Genomic DNA, 17,144 nt, shown 5'->3' with positions numbered 1-17,144 from the left:
CCAGAGACAAAAACATAAACACCCCAGCATCCACTGGATGATGTGGGCAACACCCCGAACTCGTTGGCGCTCCATTGGCTTCCATCCCAGCCTGTGTCAGGAATGATCCATTCGGAACGGAGTATTCGGTCCCCTGTGACGATCGGCTTTGCGCATGCGGAATTGATTGCGGTGCTCGTCGCGGTGACGGGGGACGAGCCGCGTGTGATGACGATCCGTTCCGGCAATGCGCTGCCGTCAGGTCCGTTCGAAATGGGCCACCGCACCCTGCAATCGGGCCTGCGCGAATGGGTGCAGGAGCAGACCGAACACCCGGTCGGCTATCTCGAGCAGCTCTATACCTTCGCCGACCGCGACCGGAACAACGACATCCCGGGCGGGCGGACGATCTCAATCAGCTATCTCGGCCTCGTCAACGAGCAGTCGGGCGCCGGCCGGCCGGGATGGCATGGCTGGTACGAATATTTTCCCTGGGAAGACCACCGGAAGGGCCGGCCGGCCGTGCTGGATGAGATAATGACGCGGCTGAGCCACTGGGCCGATGCCGATTCTTTCAGGCGCGGCCACCGACATCGCCGGGCGGATTTCACCTTCGGCCTCGACGGCGGCGGCTGGAACGAGGATCTGGCGCTGCAGCGCTACGAACTGCTTTATGAAGCGGGGCTCGTTGCCGAAGCCGGATGCACAAGCGAAGCCAATCTCGGCCGGGCGATGTTTGCCGATCACCGCCGGATTCTGGCGACCGGGATCGCAAGACTGCGCGCCAAGATCAAATACCGTCCGGTGGTCTTCGAACTGATGCCGGAGAGTTTTACGCTTCTGCGGCTGCAGCGCACCATCGAGGCCCTGGCGGGGCTGACGCTGCACAAGCAGAATTTTCGCCGCTTGATCGAACAGCAGGAACTCGTCGAGGAAACCGGCGGCACGGAAAGCGAAACCGGCGGCCGGCCGGCCAAGCTGTTCCGCTTCCGCCACACGGTGCTCGAGGAACGGGCGCTCGCCGGAACAAAATTACCGCTCTCCCGCAATTGACATATGCTCACCGTGAGAATATCTATTTGCCCATGATATGCTCAAATAGAGCATAATAAGGAGCCGGTCATGAATCATTCTGTTTCCGCATCCTCGCTCTACGAGCGCGTCAGCCGCGTCATTCCCAAAGCCGAATGGATGTCGTTCGAGAACGATGTCGACGCCATCCTCGAGCTCAAGCGCCGCCGCAACGCCGTCATTCTCGCGCATAATTACCAGACGCCGGAGATCTTCCACGGCGTCGCCGATATCGTCGGCGACAGCCTGGCGCTTGCCCGCAAGGCGATCGAGGTCGATGCCGATGTGATCGTGCTGGCCGGCGTGCACTTCATGGCCGAGACCGCCAAGCTGCTGAATCCCGAGAAAACCGTGCTGATCCCCGATCTTGGCGCCGGCTGCTCGCTGGCGGATTCGATCACGCCTGAAGATATCGCGCTCTTGCGCCAGGCCCATCCCGGCGTGCCCATCATCACCTATGTCAACACTTCGGCGGCGGTGAAGGCCGCCTCCGACATCTGCTGCACCTCGGGCAATGCCAAACAGGTGGTGGAATCGCTCGGCGTGCCGAAGGTGCTGATGATCCCGGACGAATATCTGGCGCGCAACGTCGCCCGCGAGACCGATGTCGAGATCATCGCCTGGCACGGGCATTGCGAAGTGCATGAACTCTTCACCGCCGACGATGTCCGCCAGCTGCGCGAAAACCATCCCGGCGTGACAGTGCTCGCCCATCCCGAATGCCCGCCCGAGGTGGTGGCCGAGGCCGATTTTTCCGGCTCCACCGCTGTCATGTCGGATTATGTCGGGCGGCAGAAGCCGGCGCGCGTCGTGCTGCTCACCGAATGCTCGATGAGCGACAATGTCGCCGTGCATCATCCCGAGGTCGAATTCATTCGCCCCTGCAATCTCTGCCCGCATATGAAGCGGATCACCCTGGGCAATATCCGTTCAGCGCTTGAGGAGAACCGCCACGAGGTGACCGTCGATCCGGCGATTGCCGTGGCGGCGCGCCGCGCCGTCGAAAGGATGCTGGCGATATGACCGAGATTCTCCACAATCTCACTGGCCGCACGGTGATCGTCGGCAGCGGCCTTACCGGGCTGATGACCGCCCTGACACTGGCGCCGGAACCTTCCGTCATCGTCACGCGCGCCGTCCTCGGCACCGAGACGTCGAGCGCTTGGGCGCAGGGCGGCATCGCTGCCGGCATGGGCGCCGACGACAGCGCGGCGCTGCATCTTGCCGATACGCTTGTCGCCGGCGACGGCCTCTGCGATCCCGCAGTCGCGGCCGGCATCATCACCGAAGCGCCGGCGGCAATCTCAGCGCTGGAGCAGGCCGGCGTCCGATTCGACCGAAATGCCGCCGGCGAACTCTCTTTCGGGCTGGAGGCTGCCCATAGCCGCCGCCGCATCGTCCACGCCGAAGGCGATGGTTCGGGGGCGGCGATCGTCGCCGCGCTGGTGCGGGCGGTGAAGCAGACACCTTCCATATCCGTGCTCGAAGGTTTTGAGGCGCGGCGGATCATGATGGATGGCGAGCGTGTCGCCGGCCTGCACTGCGCGACCGCCAACGGCGCCGCCATCCTGCCGACGTCGAAAGTGGTGCTTGCCACCGGCGGGATCGGCGGGCTTTACGATGCGACCACCAATCCGATGGGCAATTTCGGCCAAGGGATTGCGCTCGCCGCAAGGGCGGGTGCCGATCTCGCCGACATGGAATTCGTCCAGTTCCATCCGACGGCGCTCGATTCCCGTCGCAGGCCTTTGGCGCTCGTCAGCGAGGCAGTGCGCGGTGAGGGGGCTCTGCTCGTCAACGAACGCGGAGAACGCTTCATGGCCCGCACCCCGGGCGCCGAGCTTGCGCCGCGCGACGTGGTGGCGCGCGCCATCAGCGCCGAAATCGCCCGCGGCGGCAGGGTCTTCCTTGATGCCCGCGATGCGCTCGGCAGCCGCTTTGCCACCCGCTTTCCCGTCATCGCCGCCCTTTGCGGCGAGGCCGGCATCAATCCGGCGAAGCACCTCATTCCAGTGCGCCCGGCCGTTCACTATCACATGGGCGGCGTTGCGACGGATGCCAACGGCCGCAGCTCGGTTCCAGGACTCTGGGTCGTGGGCGAAGCGGGCTCGACCGGCCTGCACGGCGCCAACCGGCTCGCCAGCAATTCGCTGCTGGAGGCGGCGGTGATGGGCATGCGGGCGGCGCGCGACCTCGCTTCCATGCCGGCGAGCCGTCCCGGCACCCTCTTCGGCGAGAGACTGCCGGTGCCAGCCGATGCATCGCTCGTCCGGCCGATCGTCTCACGCCATCTCGGCGTGCTGCGCAATGCCGGCGCCGTTGAGGACGCGATCGCCGCGCTGCTGCCGCTTGCCGAAGGCGACGGCCCCGCCGCCGATCCTGCCATCGTCGGGCTGCTGATCGCCGTCTTTGCCAGCCTGCGGACGGAATCGCGCGGCGCCCATGCCCGTACCGATTTTCCGCTGAAGCTCGGCGCTGCCGACCGGCGCCAGATGCGCCTTTCCCAAGCGCTAGAAATCGCCCGTGCCACATCGCCCTATGCCCTTGCCCCGCTCTATACTCTTGCAAGGAGTGCCTGAGATGAGCCTCGTTCCGCTTCCGCGCCTGATCGTCGAACCGCTGGTCCGCGCAGCCCTGCTCGAGGATCTCGGTCTTGCCGGCGATATCACCTCGGCATCGGTCATCCCAAACGACCATCGCTCGACGGTCGTCATGGCCGCCCGCCAGCCGGGCGTGATCGCCGGCCTCGATGCGGCCGAACTCGCCTTCACCCTCGTCGATCCGGAGATCACCATGCGCCGGCATCTCCAGGACGGCGATGCGGTCAAGCCCGGCGACGTGATCGCCACCATCGAAGGTCCCTCACGCGGCCTACTGACGGCCGAGCGCACCGCGCTGAATTTCCTCGGCCACCTCTCCGGCATCGCCACCGTGACGGCCGAGATTGCCGCCGCCATCCGCGGCACCAAAGCCTCCGTCGCCTGCACGCGCAAGACGACGCCGGGGCTCCGGGCGCTGGAAAAATATGCGGTGCGGGCGGGCGGCGGCATGAACCACCGCTTCGCGCTTTATGACGCGGTACTGATCAAGGACAATCACGTCGCCATTTCAGGCGGCGTTGCCGAGGCGATCCGCCGGGCGCGGGCCGGCGCCGGCCATCTGGTGAAGATCGAGGTCGAAGTCGATACGCTTGATCAGCTGCACGAAGCGATGGAGACCGGCGTCGACGCTGTTCTGCTCGACAACATGACGCCGGATCAGTTGCGCCAAGCCGTCGCCATCGTCGCCGGCCGGGCGATCACCGAGGCTTCGGGCCGGGTCACCCCGGCAACGGCGGGAACAATCGCCGCCTCCGGCGTCGATCTCATCTCCGTCGGCTGGCTGACGCACAGCGCGCCGGTACTGGATATCGGCCTCGACTTCATCGAGGCCGCCGCGACGGAAACGAGCCCGAAACGGGTTGCACACGTGCTGTAATCGGCTTGACGGCTGGGTCTTGAAACTGGCGATTGTTCAAACAACTCCCGCTACAGAAGGCCCACAGCATGCTATCGGCAAGTGTTGGCGAAGCATCTTCTTGGCGAGCGGCAGGCGAAAATGCAAATATTCGCTGAAATTTCTTCTTTTTATAGCAAAACCGCTATGCGCGGCGCCCTTCTAGCTCTAACATGATTTAAGTGGCGGCTGCGTTTGCGCGCCTTGGCTTTCAGGGGTGAGACCGGGATGCAACGGACATCCGGACAGATGTCGAAGAACAGGCTGTGCCTGCTCGGAAGACCGAGGCTACTGGCAGCGGGGAGGGAACTCCCCTTGCCGGAGAAGTCTTATTTTCTCCTCGCCATGCTGACCGCCGAAGCCAATCTCGAACTCGACCGCGAAACCGTCAGGCGGCAGCTCTGGCAATCGGAACTGCCGGAAAAGCGCGCCGGCAGCCTGCGCCAGTTGCTGTCGCGTATCGAGCAGAGCATTCCCGCCGATCTTCCGCCGCTGCTTGCCGCGACCCGAACCCATATCGGGCTCGCGGATGGCTGGGAGGTCGACGTTCATATCCTGAAACAGAAAGGGCCGCTCGCCTCCGAAGACAGCGATATGCTGAACGGCGAACTGCTGGAAGGCGCCAAATCGCCGACGCAAGGCGCCGAGGACTGGCTGACCTTTGAGCGCCAGCGCATCGACGAATTGCGCTCGGCCCATCTCACTCGGCTGATCGAAACATCGGAAGACGGATCGGATGACGAGCAGGTGGCGTTTGCCCGGCGCCTGCTGGAACTCGATCCTGCCAGCGAGACGGCCTATCGCACCCTGATGCGCACCTATGTCAGGATGAACGATGCGGCCGCGGCCCGTCAGGCCTATCTGAAGTGCAAGAGCCAGCTGAAGGACGACTTCGATACCGAGCCGGAGGAAAGCACCACGGCGCTTGCCCGCGAACTCGGCCTGATCCCGGCCGCACAGGCAGCCGTGCCGGAGCGCCCGTCTGCATCAGGCATGTTCGCCAATCTGCTCGGCCAGCCGCGCATCATCATCCTGCCGCCGGAAAGCATCTTCACCGATCCGTTGATGGAGCGCGTCGGCAGGGCGCTTCTCGAAGACGTCACCATCGGCCTCAGCCAGCAGCGCGGCTTCAAGGTGATCGCCGCGCATACGAGCCTCGAAATCCTCAGCCGCTCGATCGATCCGGCGCGCGCCGTGCCCGGCCCGCTCGACCTCAGTTTCGACTATGCGGTCTATGTCACCATCCAGGGCCGCGACGAGGATGTTTTTGCCACCTGCCGGCTGACGCGGACGACGACGTCGGAGGTGATCTGGGCGCTGGAACTGCCGCTGGTGATGCAGAAGATCAGCGAATCCTTCGCGCATCTGACGCGGCGGATCGTCTCCTCGCTCGCCGACACGATCGAGCGCCACGAACTGGCAATGCCGATCGGCGATGCGCCGGCCTCCGCCTATCGCCTTTATCTCGAAGGCAAGCGGCTGATTGCCCAAACCGACCTGCAGCACCTGCGCCAGGCGCGCAAATGGTTTAAATCTTCGCTCAATCGCTACGAGCATTTCTCGGCCGCGCATGCGGGCGTGTCGCGGGCGCTCGGCATGGAATGGCTGATCCGCGGCATGCGCGACAAGGAACTGCTCGACGAGGCGAATGGTGCTGCCCGGCAGGCGCAACAGTCCGATCCGAACAGCGGCCGGGCTTATCGCGAACTCGGTTTTGTCGCGCTTTATCGCCGCCGCTTCGACGAAAGCCTGGAATATTTCCAGCAGGCGCAGGATCTCAATCCCAATGATGCGGACATCCTCGCCGATTTCTCCGACGCACTTTCTCATGACGGCGATTTCGATCGGGCGCTGGAGCTCAACCGGGCGGCCTTCAAGCTCAACCCGCTGCCGCCGGATTATTATTACTGGAACCTCGGCGGCATCCATTTCATGCGTGGAGAGTATGAAAAGGCGATCGACGCGCTGGAACCGGTAAAGACCAAACAGGCGACGGCGCGTCTGCTCGCCGCCTCGCATGCGATGGCGGGCGAGACAGGCAAGGCCCAGAGCTATGCCAGGACGGTGCTCGAAAACTTCCCCGATTTCCGCAGCGAGGATATCCGTCATTTTGTCCCCGATCGCGATCCCGCCTTCACCGAACCGCTGATAAAAGGCCTGCAACTCGCCGGTCTTCCCTGATGCATCGCCTTTTAACGAAGCCTGTAACGCTTAAATGACGCAGGCAATGTTTCCCTCCGATGGTTAACGGCAGCAAGCGCTGCCCAACCAATCGGAGATGGAACATGAAGACGAATGCTGAAACCACCGCAGTTCAGACCCAGTCCCTGCGCTTCTCTGCAGCTGCCAGAGCAGCGATGAAACAAGATGAACTCAGCGTTTCCGCCAATGCGCTCGAGAGCCTGACGCATGCGCTGAGGTTCCGCTAAGGAACAGAAACGGATGTCTGTTTTCACCGATCTCGAAACGCTTGCCGGTGACCTCAAACGATCATCGGCCGGCGTCAGCGATTATCATGACCGCGCCGTCACGCCGGCTCAGACACTTGCAGCTATCAGGCCGCATCTGCGCGAATTCGGCATCACGCGCGTCGGCCTGCTGACCGCGCTCGACGTTTTGAACATCCCCGTCGCCTTCGCGACGCGGCCGAACAGCCATACGCTCTCGGTTTTCCAGGGCAAAGGCATCGACAATGATGCCGCCATGACCTCGGCCGCCATGGAAGCGATCGAGACGCGGATCGCCGAAATCCCGCCCGCCGACCTGACGGAGGCGACTGTCGCCGGCATGCGGGCGGAAAATGCCGCCATGATCGATCTCGACAATGTCGCCCGCTGCGCGCCCGACGAGATCGGCAGCGGACCCATTCCCTGGTGCTCCGGGCTCGATATCCTTTCCGGCAGCAGCGTCTTCGTGCCCTGGTGGCTCGTCGGCCTCGACCATCGCGGAGAAAGGCCACCGGGTTTCGAGCAGTCGAGCGATGGGCTGGCCTCCGGCAACACGCCATCCGAAGCCGTCCTGCACGGGCTCTGCGAACTGGTGGAGCGCGACGCCTGGGCCCTGACCCAGCTGAAATCGCCCGAGCGGCTGAAGGAGAGCCGCATCGATCCTGCCTCCTTCGGCGACGCAGTCATCGATGTCATGACCGACCGGATCGCACGCGCCGGCATGCGGCTGCTGCTCCTCGACATGACCACCGATATTGGCGTTCCCGCCTTTCTCGCCGTCATCATGCCCGGCAATCTTTCCGACCGCGTCGATGCGCGCTGGGCCCATGTTTGCGGCGGCTGCGGCTGCCATCCTGATCCCGTTCGCGCCGCGCTGCGCGCCATCACCGAAGCGGCGCAGAGCCGGCTGACCGCAATTGCCGGCAGCCGCGACGATTTTTCGCCGCGCGTCTATCAGCGGCTCGACCAGAGCGCGGCGATGCAGCAGGTGGTCGAACTTTGCGAGGGCGGCGGCCGCATGCGCGCCTTCCAGCCGCGTCAGAGCCGCCCGGCAACGATCCAGGAAACCATCGGCCATATCGCCGGCCGGCTGGCGGCGACCGGCATCGAGCAGATCATCGTCGTGCCGTTTGCGCACCGGGCTCTGCCGGTCTCCGTCGTCAGGGTCATCGTGCCGGGCCTGGAGGTCGATATCTCCGGCCAGTACATCCAGCTCGGCATGCGGGCGGTCAACACCATGAGGGGAGCCCAGTCATGAAGGTGCTGTTCGTCGGTCCGAGCCTTGGCAGCGATCTCGCCGCGGCAAGAGCCACATCCCCTCGCATCGATTTCCGGCCGCCGGCTGCCTGCGGCGACATCCTCAAGGCCGTTCACGACGGCGCCACCGCCATCGGTCTCGTCGACGGATATTTCGGCGATCTGCCTTCGGTCTGGCACAAGGAAATTCTGTTCGCGCTCGAGCACGATGTCGCCGTTGCCGGCGGCGCCAGCATGGGCGCGCTGCGGGCGGCCGAATGCGCGCCTTTCGGCATGGTCGGGCTCGGCTCGATCTTCGAAGATTACGAGGCCGGGCGGCTGCTCGACGATGAGGCCGTCGCGCTGGTGCATGCGCCGCAGGCGCTCGGCTGGCTGCCGCTCTCCGTGCCTTGGGTCGATTTCGAGCCGACGATCGAGGCGCTTCTCACCAGTGGTGAGATCTCGTCCAGCGAGCGCAAGAAACTGCTGCTTGCCGGCCGTTTCCTGCATTTTTCCGAGCGCACCTATGCCAAGGTCGTCGACGAGTGCCATTTCCGCAAGCCGCGCCGCGACCAGATCCTCGCCGCGGTCCGCCAGCATCGTGTCGAACGCAAGCGCAACGACGCCCGACTGGTGCTGGATTGGCTGCGCCGGGACGAATTCCTGCCCGTCAACCGTGACTGGCGCTTTGCCGCGACCTCGCACTGGGAGCTGCTGCACGCCGAAGTCACGCGCAATGCAGTTGCTGTAACGCTCGAATAACGGTCACCGCGGAAGATGCATTGGTAATGGAATCGTACGGTTTCACGGCCAAAGGGGCGGGAACGATGTTTGAACAACGCAACGAAGGTACAGGCAGCGAATACGCAAGGATCTTCCGGCTGCTGTCGGCAGCCAAGGAGGAGGCTGAAAAGCTTCAGCTGCGTAATCTGATGCACCTGACGAACATGGCGCTGCTGCAGGTCGTGATCGATTGGGACGGCATAGATCCCGACAGGGAACTAGACGTCAATCTCGAGAAACTGCTCGGCAGCAAAGCCAAGATCGCAATGAAGGACGCCAGCGAGAATCTGATCCTGATCGATCGCCATTAATCCGGATCAATGGATATCAATCCCGGTCGATCACCATCGATCCCGGTCGAATTGATCCCGATCGCTATTTATCCTCATGCGGCCCAGTGGATTCGCGTGAAGGAGACCTGGTTTATTCGGCTGCTTCGCCTTCCACCTGTTCGGTGTGGGCGATCGCCTGGACGAGCTTCAGGATCTTCTTGCGAAGAGCTTCGTTCTTGATCGAAAAGAACGCCGCATTGAGAAGCACGCCTTCGCGCGAGATAATGAATTCCTCGCTAGGAGCCGGGTTGTCGTTGGCCGTATCGGGGGCCGACAGATCGTCGAAAAATGTCCTGACGTCGACCTTTAGCGCGCCGGCGATTTCAACCAGCATGCTGGCGGAAACGCGGTTGGAACCCTTTTCGTATTTCTGGATCTGCTGGAACGTCACGCCGACGCGGTCGCCCAGTTCCGTCTGAGATACTTTCCTCAATAGACGCTGAATACGGATAGTCTTTCCGACGTGAACGTCGACGGAATGCGGTTCTTCTTTCATTTTTTCCCTCCTGAGGACACGGACTGAAGTTATTCGCCAAATCCGTGTCTGACAACTTTTACCTGAGATGGCTAAAGCTAGCAATTGCCCGGCGGTAAGTCGTCCCAAACCGATACACTGCGTCGCCTCATCCTTACAGAAGCAAAAGACATGCCAGAGTAGCACTTTTGCAAGCCACAGCACATCATGTGATTTTGTGACGTCAAAGCGACCAGAGGCGCTGGGCATTGGCGAAAAGCAGCCCGGAGCGCTCCGCCTCGCTGCTGCCGGACAGCACGGCATGGGTCGCGGCAACCCAGGTGGAAAGGCCGCCGCCGAGCGTGCACACCGGCCAATCGCTGCCCCAGACGACGCGATCCCAGCCGAAGCTTGCTATGACATGCTCGATATAGGGCCGGAGCGTCTGCGCCGTCCATGTCTCGGCGTCGGCATAGGCAACGACGCCGGAGACTTTGCAGACGACATTCGGTCGCCGGGCGATCTCCGAGATGCCGGCCTTCCACGGCTCGTAGGCATCGGAGCGGATATCGGGCACGCCGCAATGGTCGAGCACGAACTGCACATCCGGCGCCAGATCGACGAGGGCTGTGACGCGGCCCGCCTGGTGCGGCAATGTGCAAAGGTCGAAGGTCAGGCCGCTGCCGCCGATGCGGCGGATGTTTTCGCGAAACAAAGCACCTTCCGACACGTCGTCGGGCACGACATGCAGCACGCGGCGGAATCCCTTGACGAAGGGATCGGCCTTCTGCCGCTCGAGATAGGCGGCAAAGCCTTCTTCCTCCGGCCGACAGGAGACGATGGCGCCGGCAATCAGGCTGCCTGTCTTTTTGGCGATGCCGGCGATATGGTCGGTCTCGGCCTGCATGGCGGCGGGATCGACGTCGACCTCCATATGCAGCACCGTAGTGATGCCGCAGCGCCGCGCCTCGGCCGCGTAGGTCTCATAGAGAAAATCGTGATCGAGATCGGCCACCTGGGAAAGCCAGGGATAGGGTAGCGCTGAGCGATCGATAATGTGCAGATGGGTGTCGATGAGCACGCTTTTCTCCTCCAGGACAGGCTGTGCGCAAGCTATCCCTGGTGAATGGATTGTTCAAATAAAAATTGCCGGCCCATAGCTGCCCCTCACTCTAACCCTCTCCCCGTAAACGGGGCGAGGGGACGTGCCATGCGAGACATTCGTGTCGAACGGAGGGGTTGCGGCTATTCCCCTTCGCTCCGTTTACGGGGAGAAGGTGGCGGCAGGCGGAATGAGGGGCCGCTCTCGCAGTAACCCGTCAGCCAGAATTGGCGACGTCGGCACCGGCCAGCAGCGACAGCTGGTTGGCCGCCTTTTGCACCAGCATGGTCGCCTGGCTGATATCCGGCGCGGTGGGTGCATTGACAAGCGCGATGAAGGGGCAGGTGAGGGCGGCGATACAGCGCCCGTCCGGCCCGAGAACGGGCGCGGAAAGATTGTAGACGCCTGATGTCTGGGCGCTTGCCATCATCTCGTAGCCGCGCTCGCGGATCTGGTCGAGACGATCGTAAAAATCGGGCCCGAGTTCGATCTCCGCGCGGCTGCGTACATGTTCCGAGATCATCATCTCCCGCTCCTCCGCGCTGCGGAAGGCGAGCAGCACATGCCCCGATCCGGTGTCGAACAGGCTGATATGGGCGCCGATGCGGATCGAGAAGCCCCAATAGTCCGGCGCCTCCTGCTGGGCAATAACGACAGCCGCGCCGCGGTCGAAGACGGCGAGGTGATTGGCCTGGCGCGTGCGCTGGGCGAGATCGCGCATCAGCGGCGTCGCATAGGATGCAAGCCGGCGGACCGGCGTATGCAATTGCGCCAGGCCGAACAGCTTCAGCGTCAGCGAATAGCGGTCGCCGTCCAGCCGGGTGACGTAACCGCGGCGCACCAGGCGGTCGAGCATGCGGTAGAATTCGTTGGGGCTGCGATCGAGCCGCTTGGCGATATCGGCCTGGGTGAGGCCGCTGTCGACGCCGGCGAGCAATTCCAGGATATCGAGGCCCTTGTCGAGCGCCGGAGCGCGATAGCGGTCTGACTCCTCGGTCTCCATTCCTTCCTCCTGTGAATATCATTCTGCATATACGCAGAAGAGCAGCCGGAAAAGGAAAAGTTTGCGCTTGACCCTTGGCTAATCGTCTGTTTGTCTATAAACAGACAAATCATAGCTGAAGACGCAGCTTGACATCCGGTGAGATCTCGCGCGCTTCCGAAACGAAACCAGGCGGCAGGCGGCCAGCACTCTCTTGCCGCAGAGCGGTCACAGCGCGCAAAATGGGAAAGGGTGAGCCCGCCTTCGTCAGACAAAACGCATTCCATCGTTCCGCGCAGACAATTCCAGAAAAGGCCCCGTGACATGACAAACAGACTTTCCGGCAAGACCGTTCTCATCACCGCCGCCGGCCAGGGCATTGGCCGTGCAACGGCGACAGCCTTTGCCGCGGCCGGCGCCAAGGTCCACGCGACCGACATCAATACCGAGGCGTTGGCGACCTTAGCTGCGGAAACCGGCGTTTCCACCCATCAGCTGAACGTGCTTGAAGAGGATGCGGTCAAGGCTCTGGTCGCCGAGATCGGCGCTGTCGACGTGCTGTTCAACTGCGCCGGCTTCGTTCATGCCGGCTCGATCCTGGAGATGAAGGATGCCGATTTCGAATTTGCCCTCGACCTCAACGTCAAGGCGATGATTCGCACGATCCGCGCCGTGCTGCCCGGCATGCTGGAGCGCAAGGACGGGTCGATCATCAACATGGCCTCGGTCGCCTCCAGCATCAAGGGCGTGCCGAACCGTTTCGCCTACGGCGTCACCAAGGCCGCCGTCATCGGGCTGACCAAATCCGTCGCCGCCGATTATGTCGCCGAAGGCATCCGCTGCAACGCCATCTGCCCCGGCACGGTGGAGAGCCCGTCGCTGCAGGACCGCATGCGCGCGCAGGGCGATTATGACGCCGCCCGCGCCGCCTTCATCGCCCGCCAGCCGATGGGCCGGCTCGGCTCGCCCGAGGAGATCGCCGATCTCGCGGTCTATCTTGCCGGCGCCACCTACACCTCGGGCCAGGCGATCGCCATCGACGGCGGCTGGACGATCTGAGCCCATTCAGCGATGTGGCCGGCACGCAGCCGGCCAATCCGGCCCCGCCGGCAGCCGACCCCGTTAACGGAGAATACACCATGACCCGCATCACCGACCTTCGTGTCTTCGATCTCCGCTTCCCCACGTCGCAAAGCCTGGATGGGTCGGATGCGATGAACCCCGATCCGGATTATTCGGCTGCCTATGTCATTCTCGACACGGATACGCCCGATCTTGCCGGCCACGGCCTGACCTTCACCATCGGCCGCGGCAACGACATCTGCTGCATGGCGATCGAAGCGATGCGCCATCTCGTCGTCGGCGCCGAGCTTGCCGAGGTGCTCGCCCATCCCGGCAAGTTCTGGCGGCATCTGACCAGCGACAGCCAGTTGCGCTGGATCGGCCCAGAAAAGGGTGCCATTCATCTGGCGACCGGCGCCGTCGTCAACGCCGTCTGGGACCTGCTTGCCAAACAGGCGGGAAAACCGGTCTGGCGCCTTGTCGCCGAGATGTCGCCGGAGGCGATCGCCGATATCGTCGACTACCGCTATCTCACCGACGTGCTGACGCGCGAGGAGGCGGTCGAGATCCTGAAGCGCGCCGAAACCGGCAAGGCCGAACGCATCGCCATCCTCGAAAAGGAGGGTTATGCCTGCTACACCACCTCGGCCGGCTGGCTCGGCTATGAAGACGAGAAGCTGCGCCGCCTTTGCCGGGAGGCGATCGATGCCGGCTTCAACCATATCAAGATGAAGGTCGGCCGCGACCTGGACGACGATATCCGCCGCCTCCGGATCGCCCGCGAGGTGATCGGTCCCGATCGTTACCTGATGATCGACGCCAACCAGGTCTGGGATGTTGGCCAGGCGATCGACTGGGTCAAGGCGCTTGCCCCGGCCAAGCCCTTCTTCATCGAGGAACCGACCAGCCCCGACGATGTCGCCGGCCACCGCAAGATCCGCCAGGCGATCGCACCGGTGAAGGTCGCGACCGGCGAGATGTGCCAGAACCGCATCATGTTCAAGCAGTTCATCGCCGAGGGCGCGATCGACATCGTCCAGATCGATTCCTGCCGGATGGGCGGGCTGAACGAAGTTCTCTCCGTGCTGCTGATCGCCGCCAAGTTCGGCCTGCCGGTCTGGCCGCATGCCGGCGGCGTCGGGCTTTGCGAATATGTCCAGCATTTGTCGATGATCGACTACATCGCCGTCTCCGGAACTAAGGAAGGCCGCGTCATCGAATATGTCGATCACCTGCACGAACACTTCCTCGACCCCTGCCGGATCGAGAACGCCGCCTATATGCCGCCCACTCAGCCGGGCTTCTCGATCGAGATGAAACCGGCCTCGATCAGCAACTATACGTTTCCAAGCTAAGAAAACTTCGCCAGCTCCGACGTATCCGCGGTCGGCCGCAGGATAATTTCCTGTTTTCGACAGTCTTTCCTGACGCCGATGGGCTTCCAATCTGACGGGACTGCTCCAATTCACTTGGAGGCGGGCGAAGCTTGCTTTTTTTAGCAGTGAGGAATATTTTCAAAGGGTGAATGCGGAGGGGGCCCAGCACCAGCAGGCCAGCAAATTTTATTGAACTTAAACAATAGAATGTTTGCGATCGAGCCATGCCCAAGTTTCACTACGTCAAGAGACTGTGCGCCTATCTGCTGATTGCTGCGGCAATGCTGCTGTCGATCGGCACGGCACGTGCCGCCATCACGGAAGGTGAAAACGGCCGCCGCGTCGCGCTGGTCATCGGCAACTCGGTCTATAAGACGCTGCCCTCGCTTCCCAATCCCGCCAATGATGTCGAAGAGGTCGCGACCACGCTGCGCTCGGCCGGTTTCGACGTAACGATCGGCGTCAATGTCGACCGCATCGGGCTCGAGGATACGGTGCGCCGCTTCCTGCGTTCGACCAGCAATGCCGAGGCCGGCCTGATCTATTATTCCGGCCACGGCATCCAGGTCGGCGGGCAGAATTTCCTCGTGCCGGTCGATGCGACGCTCGAGACACCCTATGACGTCGAGACGCAGACCATGCCGCTCGACCTCATCCTCAACCACCTCAAGCAGAATTCGCGGGTGCAGCTGATCTTCCTCGATGCCTGCCGCAACAACCCCTTCAACGCCCAGAAATTCTGGATGGCGGAAAAACTGGAGCCGGTCGGCGCCACCCGCGGTCTTGCGCGCATCGACAGCGATCTCGGCAGCCTGATCGCCTTCTCCACCGAACCGGGCCAGGTGGCGCTCGACGGCACCGGAGCGCTCAGCCCCTATTCCGAATCCTTCATCAAACGCGCCAGCGAACCCAACAAGGAAATCCGCCAGGTGCTGACCGATGTGCGCCGCGACGTGATCGCCATGACCGGCGGCAAGCAGGTCCCCTGGGAAAACTCCTCGCTGATGGACAGCTTCTATTTCATTCCGGCGCCGCCGCCGCCGAGCGTCGAGCCGATGCAGCAGGTGAGCGTGCCGGAAGGGGCTGCCGCCACCAAGCTGCCGATCGCTCCGCCGCATGACGAGACCGGCTCGGCGCTGCTCGTCACCCTCAACCAGCTTCCGCAGACCGGCAAGCTCAGCTTCGACGGCAAGCCGGTCGAGCAGGGCGCCAAGATGCCGGCCGCGGCGCTCACGGCACTCACCTATGATTCCTCAGGCGTTAGCGCCGGAACCGTCGGCCTGATCGGTTACACCGTCAGCGATCCCTATGGTCAGGCGACGCAGGGCGTCGTCGCGATCACCGTCTCGGCGGATGCCGGGGCCAAGCTCGCCCAGCTCGAGCAGCAAAAGCAGGTGCGGCTTGCCGACGCCGATGCCTATCTGAAAACGCTGCCGCGCGACGTCGACACGCCGATCGGCGTCGGCCCTGTCAAGACAAGCCTGCCGGTCGTTCCGGCATCGGCCGCCGAAATGACCTTCAAGGTCGCAGCCTTGCCCGACAAGGGCACGCTGCGGGCCGGAGACCGGGTGATCGGGCTCGGCCATGTGCTAGAGGCAGCCGACATTCCGGGCCTTTCCTACGAGCCGCAGATCGGCACGGAGAACCAGCCTTTCGCCCTAACGCTGCAGGCGGCCAATGACAACCTGCCGGCAGCGACCGTCACCTTCAAGCCGGTGCTCGACGCCTGCGACACATCAGCCGCCGCACCCCTCGACCTGCAGGGCGTGACCGCAGGCAAGCTGCCGAACGAGATCGACCCGAATGTGGCCCTGCCTGCCTGCACGGAAGCGGTGAAGGCCTATCCCGAGGTTGCCCGCTTCGTCTACCAGCTCGGCCGCGCCCAGCTCGCCAACCGTGATACCAAGACGGCGTTCGCCACGATCAAGAAGGCGATGGATGCCGGGCATGTTCGGGCGATCTACGAACTGTCGAGCCTCTATGAATTCGGCGCCTCCGTTCCGCGCGATGCAGCCAAGGCCAGCGAGATCGCCAAGGCTGGTGCCGCCAGGGGCGATCCCTTCGCTCTGCTCAGCTACGGCAAGTCCCTCTATTACGGCCGCGGCGCCAAGGCCGACCAGCAAGTGGGATTGCGCTTGATGCTGCAAGCCGCTGATCTTGGCCATACCTATGCGATGAACGAACTCGGCTATATCTTCTTGAACGGGGTCAACGTTCCGGCCGATCCGGACCGCGGCATTCGCTTCTACGAGGCCGGCGTCCAGCGCAACGACATCTATTCGCTGAACAATCTTGCGCTGGTCTACCGTTTCGGAAAAGGCGCGCCGGAGGATCTCCCGAAAGCGCTTGAACTTTTCACGCGGGCGTCAGAGGGCGGTCAACCCTATGCCCCGACGAATCTCGGGCGCATGTACCGCGACGGCATCGGCGTTGCCGCCAACAAGGCGGAAGCGGTGAAGTGGCTGGAGATGGGTGCCGAACGCGGCGACTATTGGGGCGCGCTCGACCGCGGGATATTGGCGAAGGAAGACGCTGCGGATGCTGACAGCCTGATAACGGCGGCCCGGTATTTCGCGCTGGCGACCGCCATCAACATGCCGGGCAGCGGCGATCCGAAGAACCAGGCAAAGGCGGCACTCAAGACCTTGCCCAATACTGCAAAGAAAAAAGCGGAGGAGGCCTTTGCGGCCGAGCTGACCGCCCAAGAGAAAAAGGCACTTCCGAAAACCAAGTCGCTGGATGACAGGCTCGTTCAGCTCGCCAAGGCGACCTGGGTAAAGCGAAATCCGAGGTACGATCTCTTCTAAATGGCGGTCTGGGGGCGC

The 17,144-nt window shown here is 63.1% G+C and carries 15 protein-coding genes; 12 read left to right on the top strand and 3 right to left on the bottom strand.

The annotated features are described in order from the left end of the window. Positions 1 to 102: 102 nt before the first annotated feature. The 9 genes from OS035_RS11505 (at position 103) to OS035_RS11465 (ending at position 9,322) form a co-directional block, all read left to right on the top strand. The gene (locus OS035_RS11505) at positions 103 to 1,032 is read left to right on the top strand and encodes an NUDIX hydrolase (RefSeq protein WP_210298596.1); all 930 of its coding nucleotides are present in this window, start codon (positions 103 to 105) and stop codon (positions 1,030 to 1,032) included. Between the two features lie 69 nt (positions 1,033 to 1,101). Beyond that, a complete protein-coding gene (gene nadA / locus OS035_RS11500) occupies positions 1,102 to 2,073 on the top strand; it encodes a quinolinate synthase NadA (RefSeq protein ID WP_331813699.1) in 972 nt (323 codons plus the stop codon). Further along, the gene (locus OS035_RS11495; protein WP_331813698.1) at positions 2,070 to 3,629 is read left to right on the top strand and encodes an L-aspartate oxidase; all 1,560 of its coding nucleotides are present in this window, start codon (positions 2,070 to 2,072) and stop codon (positions 3,627 to 3,629) included. Before nadA ends, OS035_RS11495 begins: the two co-directional genes overlap by 4 nt. A gap of 1 nt (position 3,630) precedes the next feature. Next, positions 3,631 to 4,527, top strand: a complete 897-nt coding sequence (gene nadC, locus OS035_RS11490) for a carboxylating nicotinate-nucleotide diphosphorylase (RefSeq protein ID WP_331813697.1) — start codon at positions 3,631 to 3,633, stop codon at positions 4,525 to 4,527. Between the two features lie 246 nt (positions 4,528 to 4,773). Continuing rightward, the gene (locus OS035_RS11485) at positions 4,774 to 6,726 is read left to right on the top strand and encodes a BTAD domain-containing putative transcriptional regulator (protein WP_331813696.1); all 1,953 of its coding nucleotides are present in this window, start codon (positions 4,774 to 4,776) and stop codon (positions 6,724 to 6,726) included. 104 nt (positions 6,727 to 6,830) lie between these two features. Beyond that, on the top strand, positions 6,831 to 6,974 hold the full coding sequence (locus OS035_RS11480) for a hypothetical protein (protein ID WP_164918697.1): 144 nt from the start codon (positions 6,831 to 6,833) through the stop codon (positions 6,972 to 6,974). Between the two features lie 13 nt (positions 6,975 to 6,987). Further along, entirely contained in the window at positions 6,988 to 8,250 is a 1,263-nt protein-coding gene (locus OS035_RS11475; protein WP_097625692.1) for a YcaO-like family protein, read from the top strand. Next, positions 8,247 to 8,990, top strand: a complete 744-nt coding sequence (locus OS035_RS11470) for a TfuA-like protein (protein WP_131710748.1) — start codon at positions 8,247 to 8,249, stop codon at positions 8,988 to 8,990. The genes OS035_RS11475 and OS035_RS11470 overlap by 4 nt, the downstream gene beginning before the upstream one ends. Positions 8,991 to 9,055: 65 nt before the next feature. Next, the gene (locus tag OS035_RS11465; RefSeq protein WP_003594963.1) at positions 9,056 to 9,322 is read left to right on the top strand and encodes a hypothetical protein; all 267 of its coding nucleotides are present in this window, start codon (positions 9,056 to 9,058) and stop codon (positions 9,320 to 9,322) included. 112 nt (positions 9,323 to 9,434) lie between these two features. Here OS035_RS11465 and OS035_RS11460 read toward each other — a convergent pair whose 3' ends face one another. The 3 genes from OS035_RS11460 to OS035_RS11450 form a co-directional block, all read right to left on the bottom strand. Continuing rightward, complete coding sequence (locus OS035_RS11460) at positions 9,435 to 9,839, bottom strand: helix-turn-helix domain-containing protein (protein ID WP_097625694.1); 405 nt, start codon at positions 9,837 to 9,839, stop codon at positions 9,435 to 9,437. Between the two features lie 202 nt (positions 9,840 to 10,041). Next, a complete protein-coding gene (locus tag OS035_RS11455; RefSeq protein WP_097625695.1) occupies positions 10,042 to 10,878 on the bottom strand; it encodes an amidohydrolase family protein in 837 nt (278 codons plus the stop codon). Between the two features lie 238 nt (positions 10,879 to 11,116). After that, entirely contained in the window at positions 11,117 to 11,902 is a 786-nt protein-coding gene (locus OS035_RS11450) for an IclR family transcriptional regulator (protein WP_097625696.1), read from the bottom strand. Positions 11,903 to 12,205: 303 nt separating this feature from the next. Here OS035_RS11450 and OS035_RS11445 point away from each other — a divergent pair, with 303 nt between their 5' ends. The 3 genes from OS035_RS11445 to OS035_RS11435 all read left to right on the top strand — a co-directional run bounded on the left by OS035_RS11445 (position 12,206) and on the right by OS035_RS11435 (position 17,126). Then, the gene (locus OS035_RS11445; protein ID WP_097625697.1) at positions 12,206 to 12,940 is read left to right on the top strand and encodes an SDR family oxidoreductase; all 735 of its coding nucleotides are present in this window, start codon (positions 12,206 to 12,208) and stop codon (positions 12,938 to 12,940) included. Between the two features lie 80 nt (positions 12,941 to 13,020). Continuing rightward, positions 13,021 to 14,298, top strand: a complete 1,278-nt coding sequence (locus OS035_RS11440; RefSeq protein ID WP_183777831.1) for an L-fuconate dehydratase — start codon at positions 13,021 to 13,023, stop codon at positions 14,296 to 14,298. A gap of 245 nt (positions 14,299 to 14,543) precedes the next feature. After that, the gene (locus OS035_RS11435) at positions 14,544 to 17,126 is read left to right on the top strand and encodes a caspase family protein (RefSeq protein WP_331813695.1); all 2,583 of its coding nucleotides are present in this window, start codon (positions 14,544 to 14,546) and stop codon (positions 17,124 to 17,126) included. Positions 17,127 to 17,144 lie beyond the last annotated feature (18 nt).

Source organism: Rhizobium sp. 268, from assembly GCF_036571585.1.
GTDB lineage: Bacteria > Pseudomonadota > Alphaproteobacteria > Rhizobiales > Rhizobiaceae > Rhizobium > Rhizobium redzepovicii.
This window is presented reverse-complemented; position numbering and strand designations above follow the sequence as displayed.

Excerpts from the sequence above, each read along its gene's own strand:
- OS035_RS11475 (WP_097625692.1), top strand. The coding sequence starts at position 6,988 with ATGTCTGTTTTCACCGATCTCGAAACGCTTGCCGGTGACCTCAAACGA.
- OS035_RS11440 (WP_183777831.1), top strand. The coding sequence starts at position 13,021 with ATGACCCGCATCACCGACCTTCGTGTCTTCGATCTCCGCTTCCCCACG.
- nadC (WP_331813697.1), top strand. The coding sequence starts at position 3,631 with ATGAGCCTCGTTCCGCTTCCGCGCCTGATCGTCGAACCGCTGGTCCGC.
- nadA (WP_331813699.1), top strand. The coding sequence starts at position 1,102 with ATGAATCATTCTGTTTCCGCATCCTCGCTCTACGAGCGCGTCAGCCGC.
- OS035_RS11505 (WP_210298596.1), top strand. The coding sequence starts at position 103 with ATGATCCATTCGGAACGGAGTATTCGGTCCCCTGTGACGATCGGCTTT.
- OS035_RS11495 (WP_331813698.1), top strand. The coding sequence starts at position 2,070 with ATGACCGAGATTCTCCACAATCTCACTGGCCGCACGGTGATCGTCGGC.
- OS035_RS11445 (WP_097625697.1), top strand. The coding sequence starts at position 12,206 with ATGACAAACAGACTTTCCGGCAAGACCGTTCTCATCACCGCCGCCGGC.
- OS035_RS11485 (WP_331813696.1), top strand. The coding sequence starts at position 4,774 with ATGCAACGGACATCCGGACAGATGTCGAAGAACAGGCTGTGCCTGCTC.
- OS035_RS11450 (WP_097625696.1), bottom strand. The coding sequence starts at position 11,902 with ATGGAGACCGAGGAGTCAGACCGCTATCGCGCTCCGGCGCTCGACAAG.
- OS035_RS11465 (WP_003594963.1), top strand. The coding sequence starts at position 9,056 with ATGTTTGAACAACGCAACGAAGGTACAGGCAGCGAATACGCAAGGATC.
- OS035_RS11480 (WP_164918697.1), top strand. The coding sequence starts at position 6,831 with ATGAAGACGAATGCTGAAACCACCGCAGTTCAGACCCAGTCCCTGCGC.
- OS035_RS11460 (WP_097625694.1), bottom strand. The coding sequence starts at position 9,839 with ATGAAAGAAGAACCGCATTCCGTCGACGTTCACGTCGGAAAGACTATC.
- OS035_RS11435 (WP_331813695.1), top strand. The coding sequence starts at position 14,544 with ATGCCCAAGTTTCACTACGTCAAGAGACTGTGCGCCTATCTGCTGATT.
- OS035_RS11470 (WP_131710748.1), top strand. The coding sequence starts at position 8,247 with ATGAAGGTGCTGTTCGTCGGTCCGAGCCTTGGCAGCGATCTCGCCGCG.